General features: G+C 49.5%; 16 protein-coding genes and 1 other RNA gene. 8 read left to right on the forward strand and 9 right to left on the reverse strand.

Features of this window, described 5'->3' with window-relative positions; all coding sequences use genetic code 11:
• Positions 1-36: 36 nt before the first annotated feature.
• Entirely contained in the window at positions 37-783 is a 747-nt protein-coding gene (locus M2403_RS05130) for a tRNA(1)(Val) (adenine(37)-N(6))-methyltransferase TrmN (RefSeq protein WP_405047807.1), read from the reverse strand.
• Between the two features lie 156 nt (positions 784-939).
• Here M2403_RS05130 and srmB point away from each other — a divergent pair, with 156 nt between their 5' ends.
• Entirely contained in the window at positions 940-2,268 is a 1,329-nt protein-coding gene (gene srmB, locus M2403_RS05135; protein WP_095924878.1) for an ATP-dependent RNA helicase SrmB, read from the forward strand.
• A gap of 87 nt (positions 2,269-2,355) precedes the next feature.
• Here srmB and grcA read toward each other — a convergent pair whose 3' ends face one another.
• A complete protein-coding gene (gene grcA, locus M2403_RS05140) occupies positions 2,356-2,739 on the reverse strand; it encodes an autonomous glycyl radical cofactor GrcA (protein ID WP_112288177.1) in 384 nt (127 codons plus the stop codon).
• Between the two features lie 337 nt (positions 2,740-3,076).
• On the opposite strand from grcA, the gene ung reads away from it, so the two are divergent.
• Entirely contained in the window at positions 3,077-3,763 is a 687-nt protein-coding gene (gene ung / locus M2403_RS05145) for a uracil-DNA glycosylase (protein ID WP_259228636.1), read from the forward strand.
• Between the two features lie 56 nt (positions 3,764-3,819).
• On the opposite strand, the gene grpE is transcribed toward ung, so the two are convergent.
• Positions 3,820-4,407, reverse strand: a complete 588-nt coding sequence (gene grpE / locus M2403_RS05150; protein ID WP_152327807.1) for a nucleotide exchange factor GrpE — start codon at positions 4,405-4,407, stop codon at positions 3,820-3,822.
• 137 nt (positions 4,408-4,544) lie between these two features.
• Between grpE and nadK the strand changes: the two genes are divergently transcribed.
• From nadK to bamE, 3 genes are all read left to right on the forward strand, one after another.
• Complete coding sequence (gene nadK / locus M2403_RS05155) at positions 4,545-5,423, forward strand: NAD(+) kinase (protein ID WP_104923140.1); 879 nt, start codon at positions 4,545-4,547, stop codon at positions 5,421-5,423.
• Positions 5,424-5,520: 97 nt separating this feature from the next.
• Entirely contained in the window at positions 5,521-7,182 is a 1,662-nt protein-coding gene (gene recN / locus M2403_RS05160; protein WP_217153998.1) for a DNA repair protein RecN, read from the forward strand.
• Between the two features lie 112 nt (positions 7,183-7,294).
• Positions 7,295-7,639, forward strand: a complete 345-nt coding sequence (gene bamE, locus M2403_RS05165) for an outer membrane protein assembly factor BamE (protein ID WP_152327805.1) — start codon at positions 7,295-7,297, stop codon at positions 7,637-7,639.
• 77 nt (positions 7,640-7,716) lie between these two features.
• Here bamE and M2403_RS05170 read toward each other — a convergent pair whose 3' ends face one another.
• Positions 7,717-8,001 carry an RnfH family protein gene (locus tag M2403_RS05170; RefSeq protein WP_165059232.1) on the reverse strand — a complete coding sequence of 95 codons (285 nt, stop codon included), beginning with the start codon at positions 7,999-8,001 and terminating at the stop codon, positions 7,717-7,719.
• Positions 7,994-8,428, reverse strand: a complete 435-nt coding sequence (locus M2403_RS05175; protein WP_152327803.1) for a type II toxin-antitoxin system RatA family toxin — start codon at positions 8,426-8,428, stop codon at positions 7,994-7,996. Before M2403_RS05175 ends, M2403_RS05170 begins: the two co-directional genes overlap by 8 nt.
• 156 nt (positions 8,429-8,584) lie before the next feature.
• Between M2403_RS05175 and smpB the strand changes: the two genes are divergently transcribed.
• The 3 genes from smpB to M2403_RS05190 all read left to right on the forward strand — a co-directional run bounded on the left by smpB (position 8,585) and on the right by M2403_RS05190 (position 10,926).
• Entirely contained in the window at positions 8,585-9,067 is a 483-nt protein-coding gene (gene smpB, locus M2403_RS05180) for an SsrA-binding protein SmpB (protein ID WP_101075405.1), read from the forward strand.
• A gap of 49 nt (positions 9,068-9,116) precedes the next feature.
• Positions 9,117-9,480, forward strand: a transfer-messenger RNA (tmRNA) gene (gene ssrA, locus M2403_RS05185).
• Between the two features lie 204 nt (positions 9,481-9,684).
• Positions 9,685-10,926: an integrase gene (locus M2403_RS05190; RefSeq protein WP_259228637.1), complete on the forward strand. Its 1,242-nt coding sequence runs from the start codon at positions 9,685-9,687 to the stop codon at positions 10,924-10,926.
• A gap of 246 nt (positions 10,927-11,172) precedes the next feature.
• Here the strand turns inward: M2403_RS05190 and M2403_RS05195 are convergent, their stop codons facing one another.
• The 4 genes from M2403_RS05195 to M2403_RS05210 all read right to left on the reverse strand — a co-directional run bounded on the left by M2403_RS05195 (position 11,173) and on the right by M2403_RS05210 (position 17,432).
• A complete protein-coding gene (locus tag M2403_RS05195; protein WP_259228638.1) occupies positions 11,173-14,112 on the reverse strand; it encodes an AAA family ATPase in 2,940 nt (979 codons plus the stop codon).
• Positions 14,109-14,708, reverse strand: coding sequence for an ABC-three component system middle component 1 (locus M2403_RS05200; protein ID WP_259228639.1), 600 nt, complete (start codon positions 14,706-14,708; stop codon positions 14,109-14,111). The genes M2403_RS05195 and M2403_RS05200 overlap by 4 nt, the downstream gene beginning before the upstream one ends.
• A complete protein-coding gene (locus M2403_RS05205; protein WP_259228640.1) occupies positions 14,698-16,686 on the reverse strand; it encodes an ABC-three component system protein in 1,989 nt (662 codons plus the stop codon). Before M2403_RS05205 ends, M2403_RS05200 begins: the two co-directional genes overlap by 11 nt.
• Positions 16,687-17,060: 374 nt before the next feature.
• Positions 17,061-17,432: a hypothetical protein gene (locus tag M2403_RS05210; protein ID WP_259228641.1), complete on the reverse strand. Its 372-nt coding sequence runs from the start codon at positions 17,430-17,432 to the stop codon at positions 17,061-17,063.
• Positions 17,433-17,579: the final 147 nt, after the last annotated feature.

The following is a 17,579-nucleotide window of genomic DNA, read 5'->3' on the forward strand; positions in this document are numbered from 1 at the left end:
GTGCGAAGGAACGCACTTTAAAAGATACAAAATCCGTCAGTAATTCAGATAAAAATCCGCAATCAGCGCGCAGAACGCTTCGCTGTAAATACCTTCAGATTTCCGTAAATCCAGTTCTACTTCCTCTCTCTCAACGGGCTGCTTCGATAACGTCAGTAACAGGCGGTTAAGGGGTTTTCCCGGACGATCGCGCACGGCCATCCGCCATGCGCTGAACCAGCCCTGCTGATGCGCCAGCGTTTCAAATGCCAGGCCAATGTCATAAGGCAGCACAACACTGAATAATCCTTGCGGCGTAATCAGCTTTCCGGCGCATTCAAGCAGCGATGCGTGTGTGAGGGTTTCGGTATAACGGGCCGCATTTCGCGCTTCATCTCGGCAGGCTACCGCCGATTCAAAATAAGGCGGATTGCTGACAATCAGATCATACTCAGCCGGATGCTGCCGTGCGTAATCATTAATATCCTGCGCGAATACAGACAGTCGTTGTGCCCAGATAGATTCGCCAAAATTTTCCGCAGCTTGTTCAGCAGCGGCAGGTTCGAGTTCAACGGCATCAATAGCGGTTTGAGGGTCACTGCGCTGAGCCAGCATTATGGCAATAAGGCCGCTGCCGCAGCCGATATCCAGAATGCGTTTAGCCCCGCTGACGGGAGCCGTCGCGCCCAGTAGAACACCATCGGTACCAACTTTCATCGCGCAGCGGTCATGCGCGACAAAAAACTGTTTAAAGGTAAACCCGTTGCGCCGCAAAGGCCGGGCCGAACTGACTTCTTTTGCCACTCATTTCACCGTAATTACGCCGGCCATCAGGCCTCTGAACGAAAACTGTCGTAGCATAGGGTAAAGAGATGTGGAGGAAAAGGCACGTAAACCGCTTAAATAGGTGAAGATCGCGTCTAACACGTCTATAATCGGCGCCCCAAGTAGAGGTAGACCATGACTGTAACCACTTTTTCCGAACTCGAACTCGATGAACGCCTGATTGACGCCTTAGGCGACAAAGGCTATAGCCGCCCGACTGTCATACAGGCAGAGGCAATTCCGCCAGCAATGGACGGACGCGATGTGTTGGGTTCGGCTCCTACCGGCACCGGCAAAACCGCGGCATTCCTGTTGCCAGCCTTGCAGCATTTGCTGGATTTCCCGCGTAAGAAATCTGGTCCTCCCCGTATTCTGATCCTCACGCCAACACGTGAACTTGCCATGCAGGTTGCTGAACAGGCGCGTGAGCTGGCAAAACATACCGATCTGGATATCGCGACGATCACCGGCGGTGTGGCATATATGAACCACGCCGAAGTGTTCAGCGAAAACCAGGATATCGTCGTTGCGACGACCGGCCGTTTGCTGCAATACATCAAAGAAGAAAACTTTGATTGCCGTGCAATTGAAACGCTGATCCTAGACGAAGCCGACCGCATGCTGGACATGGGTTTTGCTCAGGATATCGAAACGATTTCTGCCGAAGCACGCTGGCGTAAACAGACGTTGCTGTTCTCCGCAACGCTGGAAGGGGAAGCCATCCGTGAATTCGCAGAACGCATTCTGACTGAACCGGTAGAAATTGAAGCCGATCCGTCACGCCGCGAACGCAAAAAAATCCTGCAATGGTATTACCGTGCTGACGATCTGGCGCATAAAACCCAGATGCTCATCCATTTGCTGAAACAGGAAGACGTCACTAAATCAGTGATCTTCGTGCGTAAGCGTGAGCGTGTGCATGAGCTGGTTGCCTGGCTGCGTGAGGCAGGGATTAACTCCTGCTACCTGGAAGGCGAAATGGTACAGGTTAAACGTACCGAAGCCGTGAAACGTATGGTCGAAGATCGCGTTAACGTGCTGGTTGCCACCGATATTGCTGCCCGCGGTCTGGATATTAACGACATCAGCCACGTCTTTAACTTTGACCTGCCGCTGACCGCTGATATCTATTTGCACCGTATCGGCCGTACCGGTCGTGCTGGCCGCAAAGGCACCGCGATCTCCTTCGTGGAAGCGCATGACCATCTGCTGCTCGGTAAAATCGGTCGTTACCTGAACGAACCGCTGAAAGCACGCGTGCTCGAAGGCTTCCGTCCTAAGACCAAAGCACCTAGCGAAAAAGTCACCGGTAAACCCTCGAAGAAAGTGCTGGCGAAACGCAAAGAGAAGCAGAAAGCGGATCAGGAAAAATCAAAGGTGAAAGTGAAAGTTCGCCATCGTGACAGTAAAAACGTTGGTAAGCGCCGCGTTAAACCTGACGCTGCGAAAGACGCATCCAAATAAAGCCTGATTTGATGCAAAGAAAAACCGCCCCGAAAGGCGGTTTTTTTATATCCGTCAATCACAGGAACCTGAAAGGCTCAGCAGCGATTACAGGCTTTCAGTGAAGGTACGGGTAATGACGTCACGCTGCTGTTCAGCAGTCAGTGAGTTGAAACGTACCGCATAGCCAGACACACGAATAGTCAGCTGTGGGTATTTTTCAGGATGTTTCACTGCATCTTCCAGAGTTTCACGGCGCAGTACGTTAACATTCAGGTGCTGGCCGCCTTCCACGCGCACGGTTGGCTGAACTTCCATTGGCACTTCACGGTATTCGAATTTGCCAAGATCGCTGACAGCTACGATCTGGTCTTCCGCAAAACCCGCTTTAGCACATACACAACGCGCTTCAGCTTTTTCATCGTCGAGCAGCCAGAAAGAGTTTTTCAGCGCTTCGTTGTCAGTTTTAGTAATTTGGATCCCGGTGATCATATGTTGCCTCCAAGTTGGCTACGATACTGTTAAATGATTGATGTCAGGCCGGACCACAACCTGTTTTCCTGTTGTCAGATATAACAGCAGAGCACCCCGCATTCTTTGATAAATATCAATCTTTTCCGTGTGGGTATTTCATACCCTCAGCATATTTATGTTTTATATCAATTTTTCCAAGATGGCCGGTTAAATTATTTTTGTAAATTATCAACAAATTTTGCATAGAACGTTAAGTTGCAGATAAACATCGGTAAAAGCTCACGCGGGTTTCACTCAGCAGGATGAGCAGGTAAGCTACTGCCAGTTTAAAATTACCCTCAAAAGGAGAGCGTCAATGTCCACTACTCTCACCTGGCATGACGTGATTGGTCAGGAAAAAGAACAGCCCTATTTCGTTGATACCTTGAAGTTTGTCGCAGCTGAACGCGCAGCGGGCAAAACTATATATCCGCCACAGCAGGATGTGTTTAACGCCTTCCGCTCCACTGAGCTGGCAGACGTCAAGGTGGTGATCCTGGGTCAGGATCCTTACCACGGTCCCAATCAGGCTCATGGTTTATCTTTTTCCGTACGCCCCGGGATCCCTGCTCCGCCTTCTTTAGTGAACATGTACAAAGAACTGGCCACTGATATTCCCGGCTTCGAACGACCGTCTCACGGCTATCTGCAAAGCTGGGCCGATCAGGGCGTAATGCTGCTGAACACGGTGTTGACCGTTGAAGGCGGTCAGGCGCATTCCCATGCCAAACTGGGCTGGGAAACCTTCACCGACAAAGTCATAGCCGCGCTTAACGAAAACCGTGAAGGGATTGTTTTCTTGCTTTGGGGCTCTCATGCACAAAAGAAAGGCAACATTATTGACCGCAACCGCCACCATGTTTTGAAAGCGCCGCACCCTTCTCCGCTTTCGGCACATCGCGGTTTTCTGGGATGTAAGCACTTCTCGCAGGCGAATGCTTTACTGGAACAACAAGGTCTGGCACCGATTGACTGGGTACCAGTATTACCCGAACAGGCATAAAAAAGAGGCACCCGCGAAGGTGCCTCTTTCGTCATATCAGTCTGTGAAAAACAGAATCAGGCTTTGGCTTTAGAAACCGCAACCATTGCAGGGCGTAACAGACGGCCGTTCAGAGTGTAACCCTTCTGCATCACCATCATCACGTGATTAGGTTCCAGCTCTTCTGATTCCATCATCGTCATCGCCTGATGCAGTTCCGGATTGAAAGGCACGTGGATATCGCTCACCACTTCCATACCGAATTTGCGCACAGCATCCAGCAGAGATTTCAGGGTCAGCTCGACACCTTCAATCAAACCTGCCAGCTCTGAATTGGATTTATCAGCCAGATCCAGTGCACGTTCCAGATTATCGATAACTGGCAGCAGCTCACCGGAGAATTTCTCCAGAGCGAATTTATGCGCTTTCTCGATATCTTGCTCAGTACGGCGACGGATGTTTTCCACTTCCGCTTTGGCACGCAGCAGGCTGTCACGCTCACGCTGCTGGAGTTCTTTCAGTTGTGCTTCCAGTTCAGCAATACGTTCATCGCGCGGGTCAACGACATCTGCCGCCTGAGTTTCCGCTTCCGCATGCAGCTCTTGTTCCTGATTCAGTTCTTCAGAGACTTGCTCGTCAGGTGTCTTATGTTCTTTACTACTCATGAATCTCTCCGCGTTTTAGCATTAATCTTGCTAGTTGGCTTATTATGGGGATCAAAACCGGGGTTTCAAGGTTTGGTTTTGAATGAAACCGGTCATAATGCAGGTGTCATCACACCCTGCTGAGGATAACCACAGCGATGAATAAAAAATTTGAGTGCATTGGGATCGTCGGGCACCCACGCCATCCTTCGGCACTTGCCACCCATGAAATGCTTTACCATTGGTTAATCTCAAAAGGTTATCAGGTCGTCGTTGAACGGCAGGTGGCACAGGATTTAGCCCTGGAAGGCGCACAAACCGGCAGCCTGGCGGAGATTGGCAAACTGGCCGATCTTGCCGTTGTAGTTGGCGGTGACGGTAATATGCTGGGCGCCGCGCGCGTTCTGGCACGCTATGACATCAAAGTCATCGGCATTAACCGCGGTAATCTCGGTTTTCTGACCGATCTTGATCCGGATAACGCCCTTCAGCAACTCGATGATGTTCTGCAGGGCGAATACATCAGCGAACAGCGTTTCCTGCTGGAGGCCATGGTACGCTGCAAAGACCAGCAATGTCGCGTGAGCACGGCCATTAATGAAGTCGTTCTCCATCCGGGGAAAGTCGCGCACATGATTGAATTTGAAGTCTATATTGACGACAAATTCGCCTTCTCTCAACGCTCCGACGGTTTGATTATTTCAACCCCGACCGGTTCTACCGCCTATTCTCTTTCAGGTGGCGGCCCTATCCTTACACCGACGCTTGAAGCTATCGCGCTGGTGCCAATGTTCCCGCACACGCTTTCCGCGCGCCCGCTGGTCATCAATAGCAGCAGCACCATTTGTCTGCGTTTTTCACATATGAGCAATGATCTGGAAATCAGCTGTGACAGCCAGATCGCCCTTCCCATCCAGCCGGGTGAAGAAGTGGTGATCCGCCGAAGTGAATTCCATCTAAACTTAATCCATCCAAAGGATTACAGTTATTTCAATACATTAAGCACCAAACTCGGATGGTCAAAAAAACTCTTCTGATTTGATAAAAAATAGTTCGCCAGCCCCTTTACTGTATATAAAACCAGTTTATACTGTATGTAATTACAGGTCTGTTGTTATGTACAGGAAGGTGATCATGCTGGCGCAATTAACTATCAGTAACTTTGCCATTGTCCGTGAATTAGAAATCGATTTTCATGCCGGTATGACGGCAATCACCGGCGAAACCGGTGCAGGTAAATCCATTGCTATTGACGCACTGGGCCTTTGCCTAGGCAACCGCGCCGATGGCAGCATGGTTCGCCTTGGCGCAAGCCGTGCAGATATTTGCGCTCGTTTCACCCTTGCCGATACACCTTCCGCAAAACACTGGCTGGCCGATAATCAGCTGGATGAAGGGCATGATTGCCTGCTGCGCCGCACGATCAGCAGCGATGGTCGCTCACGTGGCTTTATCAACGGAACGCCTGTGCCGTTGTCCCAACTGCGCGAACTGGGCCAGCATCTTATTCAGATTCACGGCCAGCACGCCCATCAGCTTCTGCTCAAACCTGAGCATCAGAAAGACCTGCTCGATGCATATTCAGACCAGCCTTTGTTACTGGCAGAAATGCGCACCGCTTACCAGAACTGGCACCAAAGCTGCCGCCAGCTGGCACAATATCAGCAGCAGATGAATGAGCGTGAATCACGCCGCCAGCTCCTGCAATACCAGTTAAAAGAGCTCAATGAGTTTTCCCCTCAGCCGGGTGAATACGAGCAAATTGATGAAGAATATAAGCGTCTGGCAAACAGCGGACAGCTGTTGTCTCTCAGCCAGAGTGCTCTGTATTTGCTGGCCGATGGTGAAGAACAGAATATTGTCAGCATGCTCTACACCGCCCGTAATCAGTTAACTGAACTGGCTGAACTCGACAGCAAAATGAACGAGCTGATCATTATGCTGGATGAGGCCTCGATTCAGGTTAGCGAAGCCAGCGACGAACTGCGTCATTACAGCGAACGTCTGGATATGGATCCGAACCGCTTGTACGAACTGGAACAGCGCCTGTCCCGCCAGATGAACCTCGCACGTAAGCATCATGTCAGCGCTGAAGAGCTGCCAGAATTGCATCGTCAGTTACTGGAAGAACAAAAGGCACTGGATGAGCAGGAAACGAATCAGGCCGAGCTTAGCGAAGCGGTACAACGTCATTATCAGAAGGCCGTGACCATTGCCGAACAACTTCACGAAAAACGCCAGTATTTTGCTGATGAATTAACTCAACTGATCACGCAAAGTATGCAGGCACTGTCCATGCCGCACGGTAAATTTAAAATTCAGGTTCAGTTCGAACCTGAACATCTAAGCATCGAAGGTGCGGATCGCCTGGAATTCCAGGTTACGACTAACCCGGGCCAGCCTCTTCAGGCGCTGGCTAAAGTGGCATCCGGCGGTGAGCTGTCGCGTATCGCGTTGGCGATTCAGGTCATTACTGCACAAAAAATGGAAACTCCGGCACTGATCTTTGATGAAGTGGACGTCGGTATCAGCGGACCAACTGCCGCAATTGTCGGCCGCCTGTTACGCCAATTGGGTGAATCGACACAAGTAATGTGCGTAACTCACCTACCTCAGGTTGCAGGATGTGGTCATCAGCATTATTTTGTCAGCAAGGAAACCGACGGCGAAGTGACAGAAACCCAAATGAATCGTCTTGATAAGAAGGCGCGTTTGCAGGAACTGGCACGCTTGCTGGGCGGAAGTGAAGTCACCCGAAACACGTTAGCCAATGCAAAAGAGTTGCTCGCAGCGTAAAAAGCTCAACTTTTTTACATTTAAGCGGTCATACAGGTGCCCCGCAAAGGTTTCAAACTGATGAAAGGTCTATTATCATCGGCATCTTATGCCCTAAAGGAATGTAATGACTATGCGCTGTAAAACGCTAACTGCCGCCGCTGTAGCTCTTCTAATGCTTACTGCGGGCTGTTCCACTCTGGAAAAGGTGGTTTATCGGCCTGACATCAATCAGGGGAACTACTTGTCTCCTGCTGATGTACAAAAAATTCATACCGGCATGACTAAGCAACAAGTTGCTTATGTTCTTGGCACGCCGATGTTGCACGACCCGTTTGGCAGTGATGTTTGGTATTACGTGTTCCGTCAGGAGCCAGGTCATGAAGGTATAACTCAGCAAACATTAACGCTGACCTTCAACCAGGGTGGCGAGCTGACCAACATCGATAACAAACCGAAGTTGAACGATCAGCAATAAATCGCCCGGGTGTGATGGTCGTTGGTAGCTACCAAAAATCATCTTTCAGGGTAAAAAAATAAGGCGCCTCAGGCGCCTTATTTTTTTGAACGTTCGGCACGAATACGCCGCAGCTCTTTCGGATCCGCAATCAGCGGCCGGTAAATTTCAATCCGATCACCGTCGCTCACCGTGTCCACCAATTTTACGGGCCGGCTGTAAATCCCCAGCTTGTTCTTCTTTAAATCAATGTCCTGACGCAGTTCAAGCAAGCCTGAAGCAATAACCGCCTGTTCAACATTGCTGCCTTCTTCCAGTTTGACGGTTCGCAGATACTGACGTTCTGGCAACGCATAGACCACTTCAACGCGGATTTCAGGCACTGTAGACCTCTTTTGCACGTAAAGTGAACGCCTGAACCATGCTTCCTGCCAGCTCTTTGAAGATTTTACCGAACGCGAGCTCAATCAGCTTATTCGTAAATTCGAAATCCAGACTGAGCTGAACTTTGCAGGCTTCAGGGCTCAGTTCGATGAAATCCCATCCGCCGGTTAGCTTCCGGAAAGGGCCATCAACCAGCTGCATATCAATACGTTTATTGCTTATCAGCGTATTTTTCGTGGTAAACGTTTTACTGATGCCAGCTTTAGAAACATCGACAGCGGCTGTCATCGACGTGTCACTGTTTTCTAAAATCCGACTGCCGGTACAACCGGGCAGAAATTGCGGGTAAGCATCGACATCATTAACCAGGGTGTACATCTGTTCCACGCTGAACGGCACAAGCGCAGAACGACTTATCTGTGGCATATCATTTTCCAGGAGTCATAAAACGTACAGATAATACCATTTATCTGCGCGGTAATAAAAACTACGAAGCATAGCGCGCCACAAACAGGAAAAACATCTGACTCTGACCGCGTGGGGATTTCATTCGGCATCGCTTACAGTATAATAAGTGTCACTATGACAAAGAAAAAAGCACATAAACCCGGTTCCGCGACTATCGCGATGAACAAACGCGCTCGCCATGAATACTTCATCGAAGATGAGATCGAGGCGGGGCTTGCTTTGCAGGGATGGGAAGTCAAATCGATGCGCGCTGGAAAAGCAAACATCACTGACAGCTATGTCACATTCCGCGACGGTGAAGCCTTTTTATTCGGCGCAACCATTCAACCTCTCAACGTGGCGTCAAGTCATGTGGTTTGTGATCCGACCCGCACAAGAAAATTACTGCTGAACAAACGTGAGTTAGAAACGCTGTTCGGTAAAGTGACACGCGATGGTTACACCGTCGTCGCGCTTTCTATGTACTGGAAAAATGCCTGGTCGAAAGTGAAAATCGGCCTGGCAAAAGGTAAGAAAGAGCACGACAAGCGCGATGACATTAAAGATCGTGAATGGAAAGTAGACAAAGCACGTATCATGAAGAACTCAAACCGCTAAGTCTCTGGCTTAACATACAGTTTTTCTGATATACTGCTAAATAGTACTTGGGGCTGATTCTGGATTCGACGGGATTTGCGAAGCCCAAGGAGCATGCCGAGGGGCGGTTGGCCTCGTAAAAAGCCGCAAAAAAATAGTCGCAAACGACGAAAACTACGCCCTAGCAGCTTAATACCCTGCTTAGAGCCCTCTCTCCCTAGCCTCCGCTCTTAGGACGGGGATCAAGAGAGGTCAAACCCAAAAGAGATCGCGTGGACACCTTGCCTGGGGTGAAAGCGTTAAACCCAATCAGGATAGTTTGTTAGTGGCGTGTCCATCCGCAGCTAACCGGCGAATGTAAAGATTGGACTAAGCATGTAGTGCCGACGGTGTAGTAATTTCGGACGGGGGTTCAAATCCCCCCAGCTCCACCAAAATTCTCCATCGGTGATTACCAGAGTCATCCGATGAAGTCCTGAGAGCCCGCACGGCGCAAGCCCTGCGGGCTTTTTTGTGCCTGCAATTTGTCCCGCGAAGTCTGATGCCAACTAATTAAATCCGAACCTTTTAGGCACCTTGTTAGGCACCTCATAAAGCATTATTGTTTTTGAGGTGCCTAAAACTATGGAAACCCGGCAATGGCAAGACAAACTAAACCTCTATCCGTGAAGGAAATCGAATCTGCTAAACCCAAGGAAGCGGACTACGTTCTCTATGATGGTGATGGACTTGAGCTACTCATCAAATTCAGCGGGAGTAAAATCTGGCAGTTTCGCTACATTCGACCTGTTACCAAGAAACGTGCGAAGAAGAGCGTAGGCCCCTACCCGTCAGTTACCCTTGCCGATGCCAGAAACTATCGGGCAGAGTCTCGCTCTCTCCTTGCGAAACAAATCGATCCACAGGAACATCAGCAAGAACAACTTCGTAGTTCGCTTGAAGCTAAAACCAATACTTTCCAGCTCGTGGCTGAACGTTGGTGGAATGTGAAGAAAGCCAGTGTGACCGAAGACTACGCAGAGGATATCTGGCGCTCTCTTGAGAGAGATGTTTTTCCTGCGATTGGCGACATTAGCGTTACAGATATTAAAGCTCACACACTGGTTCAGGCCGTCCAACCGGTTCAAGCCAGAGGAGCACTGGAAACCGTTCGTCGCCTGTGCCAGCGCATTAATGAGGTCATGATCTATGCCCAAAACACAGGGCTGATTGATGCTGTTCCCAGCGTTAATATCGGTAAAGCCTTCGAGAAGCCTCAGAAAAAGAACATGCCCAGCATTCGACCGGATCAGCTACCACAACTGATGCAGACAATGCGAACAGCCAGCATTAGCCTTTCCACACGCTGCCTATTCATGTGGCAACTTCTTACTATTACCCGCCCCGCCGAAGCTGCTGAAGCTCGCTGGGAAGAGGTAGACATAGAAGCGCGAGAGTGGAAGATTCCTGCAGCACGCATGAAAATGAACCGCGACCATACTGTTCCATTGTCAGATGAGGCATTAGCTGTTCTGGAAATGATGAAGCCGTTAAGCGGCAACCGAGAATTTATATTCCCTAGCCGTATCAAGCCCAACCAGCCCATGAATAGCCAAACCGTTAACGCATCACTAAAACGTGCAGGTTTTGGTGGTGTACTTGTTTCACACGGTCTGCGATCTATTGCTAGTACGGCCCTAAATGAGCAAGGCTTTCCGCCTGATGTTATTGAGGCAGCATTGGCACACGTAGACAAAAACGAAGTACGCCGCGCATATAACCGCAGCGATTATCTCGAGCAACGTCGTCCAATGATGCAATGGTGGGCTGACTTTGTGAAAACAGCAGATAATGGAAGTGTGATTGAGAGTGGGATAAAAGGAATGCGGTTGGTTGGATGACTTACGTGAACCAAGACCAGCTCAGGGTTTTGGGCTGGGCTGGGCTGATAAAAACACGATGTCTGCGTTCAGTTTAAAAGCGTGAATGCGTATCCAGTTGCGGACAAGTTCGAATTAAACACGTTGGACATGTCATCGTAGCCGGAATGAGCATTGTCACACTTGCCGAGCGTGGCTTTAATTTGCGCCCCAGTCATATATAGTGATCCCTTCGTTCAGAGCTATATTTTCAACAACGTAGTCGGCTCAAAGTGACCGTACTCCAACACCTCCGCCAACCGGAGCCAGTGTCACTAGTTGTACTTGCACGCCATCATTTGAAAGCTTGCGAGCAAAGAATCGGGCTTGCACAGGGTCATGCGTCGTTACAATCGTTTGAAACCCATAGTCAACAATATAGTCGCGAAGCACATCAAACACGGCTGAGGCATGTACCAAGTCATGATGCTGCGTTGGGTCATCCAGCAGTAAAGCTTTCCAGGGCGACCAACGATGAACCTGTGCCATTGATAATAGGAATGAAAGCTGTAAGTCCGCTTTCTGCGCTTCGCTGGCCACTTTGTAAGCCGGTGCCTCACGCTCTCCAACAGGCACCTGTACATGGGCATGAGGTTTATTACGGCGGCGAAGGTATTGAAGGCCAGTCTGACTAAATCTTGGCTCGCGAACAATTCGACTAAGGAGCGATTGCCATAATGGTTCGATATCAAGCAAGCGAGTATGGATCTGCTCAACTTCATTCGTTAAAGCTGTTGAGAAGGTATCCAGCGTCAATCTTCTTTCATCAATACGCTTCAATTCATTTGATGCTGCGTCAAGATTTTGTATGAGATAAATACCGTGTTCCAACTCACTACGATCTCCCCGCTGGGTGTCGATGATTTCCTGCGACTTCCGATAGTCAACGGAGCCGCGCAATCGTGCGATATCCCGTCTAATCTCACCAAGCTCGGAGAGTGAACCGACTAAGCGCGACGTTGCCAACTCACAATCAGCCAACGTTGTGGTCAAAATAGACTGTTCTGGTTCACCGGAAAGATGTTGTAATGTCCAACGTTCACGGCATTCCACTACCCGATTAAAGTAGGATTGCCACTCTACATGCGTACTATCAAAAAGCGATTTAGATTGGCGCAGATTCGCTTCCCCGACATCGACGAGTGCTTCGGCTTGCCGCCGTTCAAATAGCTTAGTATCTGCGAGTTCCCCCAACCTAGCCACATCTTCTTTAATCAATTCTAGGGAGCGAGGCGGTGTTGTTAGTGATGAGAACTCCTCAAACTGTTGCTGGAGCATTGAAACTATCGTTTCGCGACGGTGTAAGGTTTGCGCTGTTTGGTTTTCGTTTTCAACCGCGCGATGAGCATGTTGGCGATATTGCGTAACCGCCTCAACCGAGTGGCGTGGCGCTAGCTGCTGTGAAAACTCATCAAGTGCCACCTTAGCCAAGTCGAGTTCCTTACGTCGTGCAGCCAGCCGTTCGCTTGCGATCTCAAGATTCGCTTCCTCGAAGATTTGAAGTTGGCGCACTAAATCGACTCGCCCCAGAAGAAAATCTCGGTCACTGATCGCGCGATCGCGTAAGGCGACGCTTTGACCGTGCAATTGTGTGGCTTCATCCTTATTCCGCTCAGACTGTGCAACTGCATCCCGACATTCGCGCTCATGTTCTGCAAGGCTGCGCAAAACTGGGTCGACCGCCTGCAACTGGTTGTCAATTCGGCGCCTAAGCTCAGCCACTCCGTGCTCGACCCCACAAACAGGACAGTCTCCTCGTTTATCCGATAGATCTGCGGCGATTGCTGCCACTGCGGCCCTGATACTATCGCTGGATTGTTGCAAGGTGTGCAGACGCCCTCTTGCTTCAGTCGCACGCTTAACAGCTATTTCATGCTCAGCCACTTTTTCGCCGAGCACTCGCTGTTGATCTCCTATTGATTGGTTGAAGCTTTTAATCTGCTCGTCGATGACTCGAATCTGCTCGGCATCGGCACTCCACTCAAACCACATGCGAGAAGCCACTTCGAGCTCGGCTGCCTTGGTTTGCCAATCGGCTCGTACGGCAGTCCACTGTATATAGGCGTCTTCAACATCTTCCGCCTCTTTCAGTGTACTAGCAGTCGATGCGCGGACTGAGACGCACTGAACGTATGCTTGGCGCTCTCTTTCCAACGCTTCGTTTTCGATTTGAAGGGTTTGATGCAGCCGCTCCCGCTCCTCTACCTTAATAAGCTCGTCCCTGACGCGCCTCAGTTCAAGATCCGCTTCAATGTGCGCAGCAGCAGCTTGTGTAACTTTAACCGCAGACGCATCACGTATTCGCTGCGCTTCTTCATGGGCTTGTTGACGCAGAGACTTCAATTCTGCTAGTCGGTTTGATGCATCCACCGCTAATGTAAATGCACTACAGACCTCGTTCATCTGTTTCAGCGCAACATACTTTTCTCTCAGCCCCAGCAATTCCGTCTGAATGTTACTCGTGCAAACGGCCTGAGCAGCTTCTAAACTATCCAGATTATCTGCGCTTATCTGGTCTGAAGAATATAATTGCAGTGCTATAGCAATTTGCTCAAACGTGGGCAATTCTCCACTGACCCGCTCTTTCGCCTCGTTACGCTGTTGCAAGAGGTTATTCCAAATCTGAACTTTGTTCTGAGCATCGACTGTGTTCCGTTCCTGCTCCGTCCGCACTTTAGTCACAGCCTGCTTAAGGCCTGTTATTAAACCACTAGCATATTGGGCATCCTTTCCAATCGGCAGCCTAGTCAGCTGATCACCAGCGCTTGATGATTCTTCTTGGGTGAACCAGTGCTTATCGCGTTGATCAAGCAAATGAGTCAGTCGTAGTAAGTACCCAAGGTCTTCCTGATTGACGTTACCATGCAATTGGGATCGCCCACTCCAGTATACTGGCGTCGCATCTGTGGTAACGATAGCTCTGTGTTCAAAATCCCCGAAATCCAGGTTAACTTCTGCTCGCTGCGCACCTTCCCGCACAAGAGCGAACATATCCTCATTAAGACGGGCTACAGTGCCAGTCAATGCCAATTCGATCGCCTCAAACAACGCTGTTTTTCCAGTACCATTCGGAGCTAAAAATATCGTCGCTTGTGAAGAGATGGGGACCGTAACGTCCGCAGCGAATCTCCTGATGTTGCTAAGTGTTATATTCTTCAAAACCGTCATGCGTCTTCCCCGGAAACATTCTCAAGGATTTGTGCCGCAAGTTCCTGGCCTGTGACGCCAGACATTAAAGCCTGACGCCAATGTGCCTGCTCCTCGGGCGAAAACCAACTGTGTAGCTTGGCTGCTTGCACAAGTGAGGCTGACAGTGGGTCTGCCATATCCCCCACTCTCCTAGGGGCGACTGGTGCAGCAAGGAAAGTACGCCTCAAGAACACCTCTCCACTTTCGTTCGGTCGCTTGACATACTTTCTGCAATATTGATCGTCGGCCTCAAGCCTAAGACAATCATCTAAAGATGCCGATGCGATCTCCAAAAAGAGATAGATATCTGCGGTGGCGGGCTCAGCTAAAACATCGCGTACATCTGCCGCCCAACGCAGTGCAGAGCCAGAGGCATGCAGTGTTTCCGCATGGGCTACCAGAATGGTGCGAAAACCCCCATGTTCAATGCCAGTACGACGGACCAACAAGACACGGGCTAAAAATTCTTCGCCCGCCAGTTTTTCCAAATCGGCCGACTGTCTGGTTGGTTCGCAGAATTTAAATCGGGGATTGGCAAAATCCCGCCAGCTAGCAATCCAATGTTCAATCTGCATCAGGATTCTCCGTCGTAAGCATGTTAATATGCAGCGCGCGCTGTGCTTCGCGCCCTTGCAGCGCTTTAGCAAGAAAATCTTTTAAGCTCGCAATGGTCTTCTGGCCAAGAGCATCCTTATACTCCTGTGAATCCGTAACAATCGATGTTGGCGCGCGCGGCTCTGCGATGCTGTCCCCTCCATCCCGACCATCAGCCAGTGTCTTACCGTAGATAGCAGATACCGACGAACGAGCTTGTGGCAACACCAGCACACGCGCTGTCTCTTTACCTAGGAACTCCGCTCTCTGAGATCTGTCATCATCATCGAAAAATCTCCGTAAGTCCTCGGTTTGCTGATTTGGACCAGCCCAATACATTAGCGCTACCGCCCTTACAGAAAAGTCATCGCAAAACTTTCGCCAACTTCGGTCCTTCGTGTCTAATGCAATCGCAAGATGTAGAAGCATGAAGAGTGCATCTGCAATCAAGATAACAGTACGAAGTCCCGAACGCAGTTCACCGATAATGAAACTACCCTCGCTCTTGGCATAGAGCATATCTGTTAGAAGTTCTTGCTGGAGCATAGTGTCAGCATTTATTTCGTCTTGCCATTCACACCAGAGGGCTTCTACGGCATCGCGTACTTCGCTTGATTGACCTCGGGAAATTTTTTCACTCACCCGATTATTCACATATTTCCAAGTCAAAGCGGTCATTCGCATGTTCAACTGCGAAGCTTCTCCATCCATAAGCGAGGTATTACGTAGTTTTCTATGGTCGGCAGGAGTAGAAGTAGCCCCCCAGTTAGACCACCTCAGTGCAGAGAGCTCGTCCGCAGACTGCCCAAGCGTCCTGCGCACGATTTGGGCTACCATTGCATGCCAACCATCAACACCAGAGGCAGAGACAGCAACACCTTGAGCAACATGTAGTGCAAGTCGCATAAGCGACAGCTGCAAGGGACTAAAAGGCTCACTATTACATTTGTGCCCAAATTGTAGTTCATAGCTACGGTCCCTTAAGGGCTCCCATAACCGATCAACCACCGTTTCTGGAAACTCTATATCAGTACCGTGTCCCGACAACGTGCCAGATATCTCCCACTCAAGTGGGCTCGCCATGTTATAGCGCGCCCAAGCACGTTTTTGCGGGCGGACGTACCGCTCAATCTGACAAGCAATCATTCGGGGAGTGATTGACTGATCAGAGGAAGCATTCATTACCAGAAAATCCCGAACTTCACGCCGGACATCATCAGGAGATGAATACCAATCAATGAGACTACTGCAGCAGTCCCCATCAACACGTTCCTCATCCCCATGCTCCCTTATTTCCAAAGCGCGCAAGCATTCAAACATCGCCTCGTCACTTGAGAAATCACACCAGGAAGACAACCAAGTTCGAACTGTTGCGGTTGGGTTCCCCGCCTTGGAAAAGCCCTCTACGTTAGCTCCAGCCTTGCTCCACTCTGTACAGACGGCTCGAAGGTGCACAATTGTTAGATTTTTCTTAATCTGAATATTTGCATTCGGAATTGCCAAGCGGAATATCTTCGAACCACCGCGTTCAGAAACAGGCTTCGCGAAATGTTTAGCCAACTTTTCGAACGCGGAGTCGAGGGCAGTAAGATTCTTTAATTCTCCCTTATTTTTGCCACTCGTTTTCACACCACGTATTGGCTCATCATCAGAAAAATTGCCCATCTGACGTTTCACTTGGCAGTGGATCGTTACATTTGCTGCTCCATGTAAAACGATATCATCCCACTCATCTACGTCACCCTGCTCGTTGCCAATACGCTGGCATTGCTCCATACCGTCCATATAGGCAATAACAGCTTTAACAGCGTACAGAGTTGCAACACGATAGTCATAATCATCTGCCTGCTTCAGGCGTAACTTTTTCTGCATGAGAATCAATAACTCGTCGTTATTAAATAGAGAAATTTCGGTTTTTATCTCTGCAGTCGCCAATCTGACAGAATTGGATGACGTCAATCCATTCTCAATGCGGTTAACTAAAGAGATATATTAAACAACTGATTCTGGGAGAAAAAAATCATTAACGCAAATAATTGACAAGCAAAATACAATGCTCACGCCCACGTTTCGCGAATCGCACTGTTCCAAGTTCGCTCCCTGTTTATTCCTTAAGGGACTGGCATTCGCCACTTTTCCACATCCTAGGCATCCTCGGCCCGGTTTCCAGATTTGAACCTGCACGCATGCGTGCGGTTTGACACACGTAGGCGGTCGTTGCCATATCCAGCCGTCTTTCTTGACTCCATCACCTTGCTCACGACTCAGATTCATGTCCCTGTGCCATCAAGGCACACCAGGTAATGTACTCAGGGAAAGCAGTATCAACAGGGTCAATCGCACCAAACAGCCAAAAGGCTGGAGTAGGCAGCTCTCCCCTCACCTACTTTTTTACCACTATCAATTTTAGTTTTTTTGGCAACCTCCTGTGCCTGCAGCCACTCATCACGTTCTCTTGCCCCCTTCCAATATCCGGCATATGTTGACGCCTGAATCATAAATCGCGCACTGCTCAAGCATTCACCTGTCGAATAAATGTACAACCCCCAGTGGTAGAGAAAAAAAGAAGCATACAAGTAAGGGTTGTAATCTCCTTTAAAAAGAGCGGAAAAATTAGCCTCAGACTCAACAAAGTCCCATTCATTTGCGACTTCACCTAACTTGAGCTCTCCCTTGGCAAGCACCGTGACTTTTCTTTCCGCCACTTTTTCCAGCTTCTTGCGCAGATTTTGATAGTCGCCACTGCTTTTTTCATTACTGAATCGCCACGGGTTTAACAGACACCTCGGAGTCATTTAAGATGACTTAAAGAGAGGTGCCCATGAGCGGTAAACGTTATCCCGAAGAGTTTA

The sequence above is a fragment of the Rahnella sp. BIGb0603 genome (assembly GCF_024808755.1).
Taxonomy (GTDB): Bacteria; Pseudomonadota; Gammaproteobacteria; order Enterobacterales; family Enterobacteriaceae; genus Rahnella; species Rahnella contaminans.

Coding starts and splice junctions, on each gene's coding strand:
- bamE (WP_152327805.1), top strand. CDS start 7,295: ATGCGCTGTAAAACGCTAACTGCCGCCGCTGTAGCTCTTCTAATGCTT.
- nadK (WP_104923140.1), top strand. CDS start 4,545: ATGAATAAAAAATTTGAGTGCATTGGGATCGTCGGGCACCCACGCCAT.
- smpB (WP_101075405.1), top strand. CDS start 8,585: ATGACAAAGAAAAAAGCACATAAACCCGGTTCCGCGACTATCGCGATG.
- srmB (WP_095924878.1), top strand. CDS start 940: ATGACTGTAACCACTTTTTCCGAACTCGAACTCGATGAACGCCTGATT.
- M2403_RS05190 (WP_259228637.1), top strand. CDS start 9,685: ATGGCAAGACAAACTAAACCTCTATCCGTGAAGGAAATCGAATCTGCT.
- M2403_RS05195 (WP_259228638.1), bottom strand. CDS start 14,112: ATGACGGTTTTGAAGAATATAACACTTAGCAACATCAGGAGATTCGCT.
- M2403_RS05200 (WP_259228639.1), bottom strand. CDS start 14,708: ATGCAGATTGAACATTGGATTGCTAGCTGGCGGGATTTTGCCAATCCC.
- M2403_RS05175 (WP_152327803.1), bottom strand. CDS start 8,428: ATGCCACAGATAAGTCGTTCTGCGCTTGTGCCGTTCAGCGTGGAACAG.
- recN (WP_217153998.1), top strand. CDS start 5,521: ATGCTGGCGCAATTAACTATCAGTAACTTTGCCATTGTCCGTGAATTA.
- grpE (WP_152327807.1), bottom strand. CDS start 4,407: ATGAGTAGTAAAGAACATAAGACACCTGACGAGCAAGTCTCTGAAGAA.
- ung (WP_259228636.1), top strand. CDS start 3,077: ATGTCCACTACTCTCACCTGGCATGACGTGATTGGTCAGGAAAAAGAA.
- grcA (WP_112288177.1), bottom strand. CDS start 2,739: ATGATCACCGGGATCCAAATTACTAAAACTGACAACGAAGCGCTGAAA.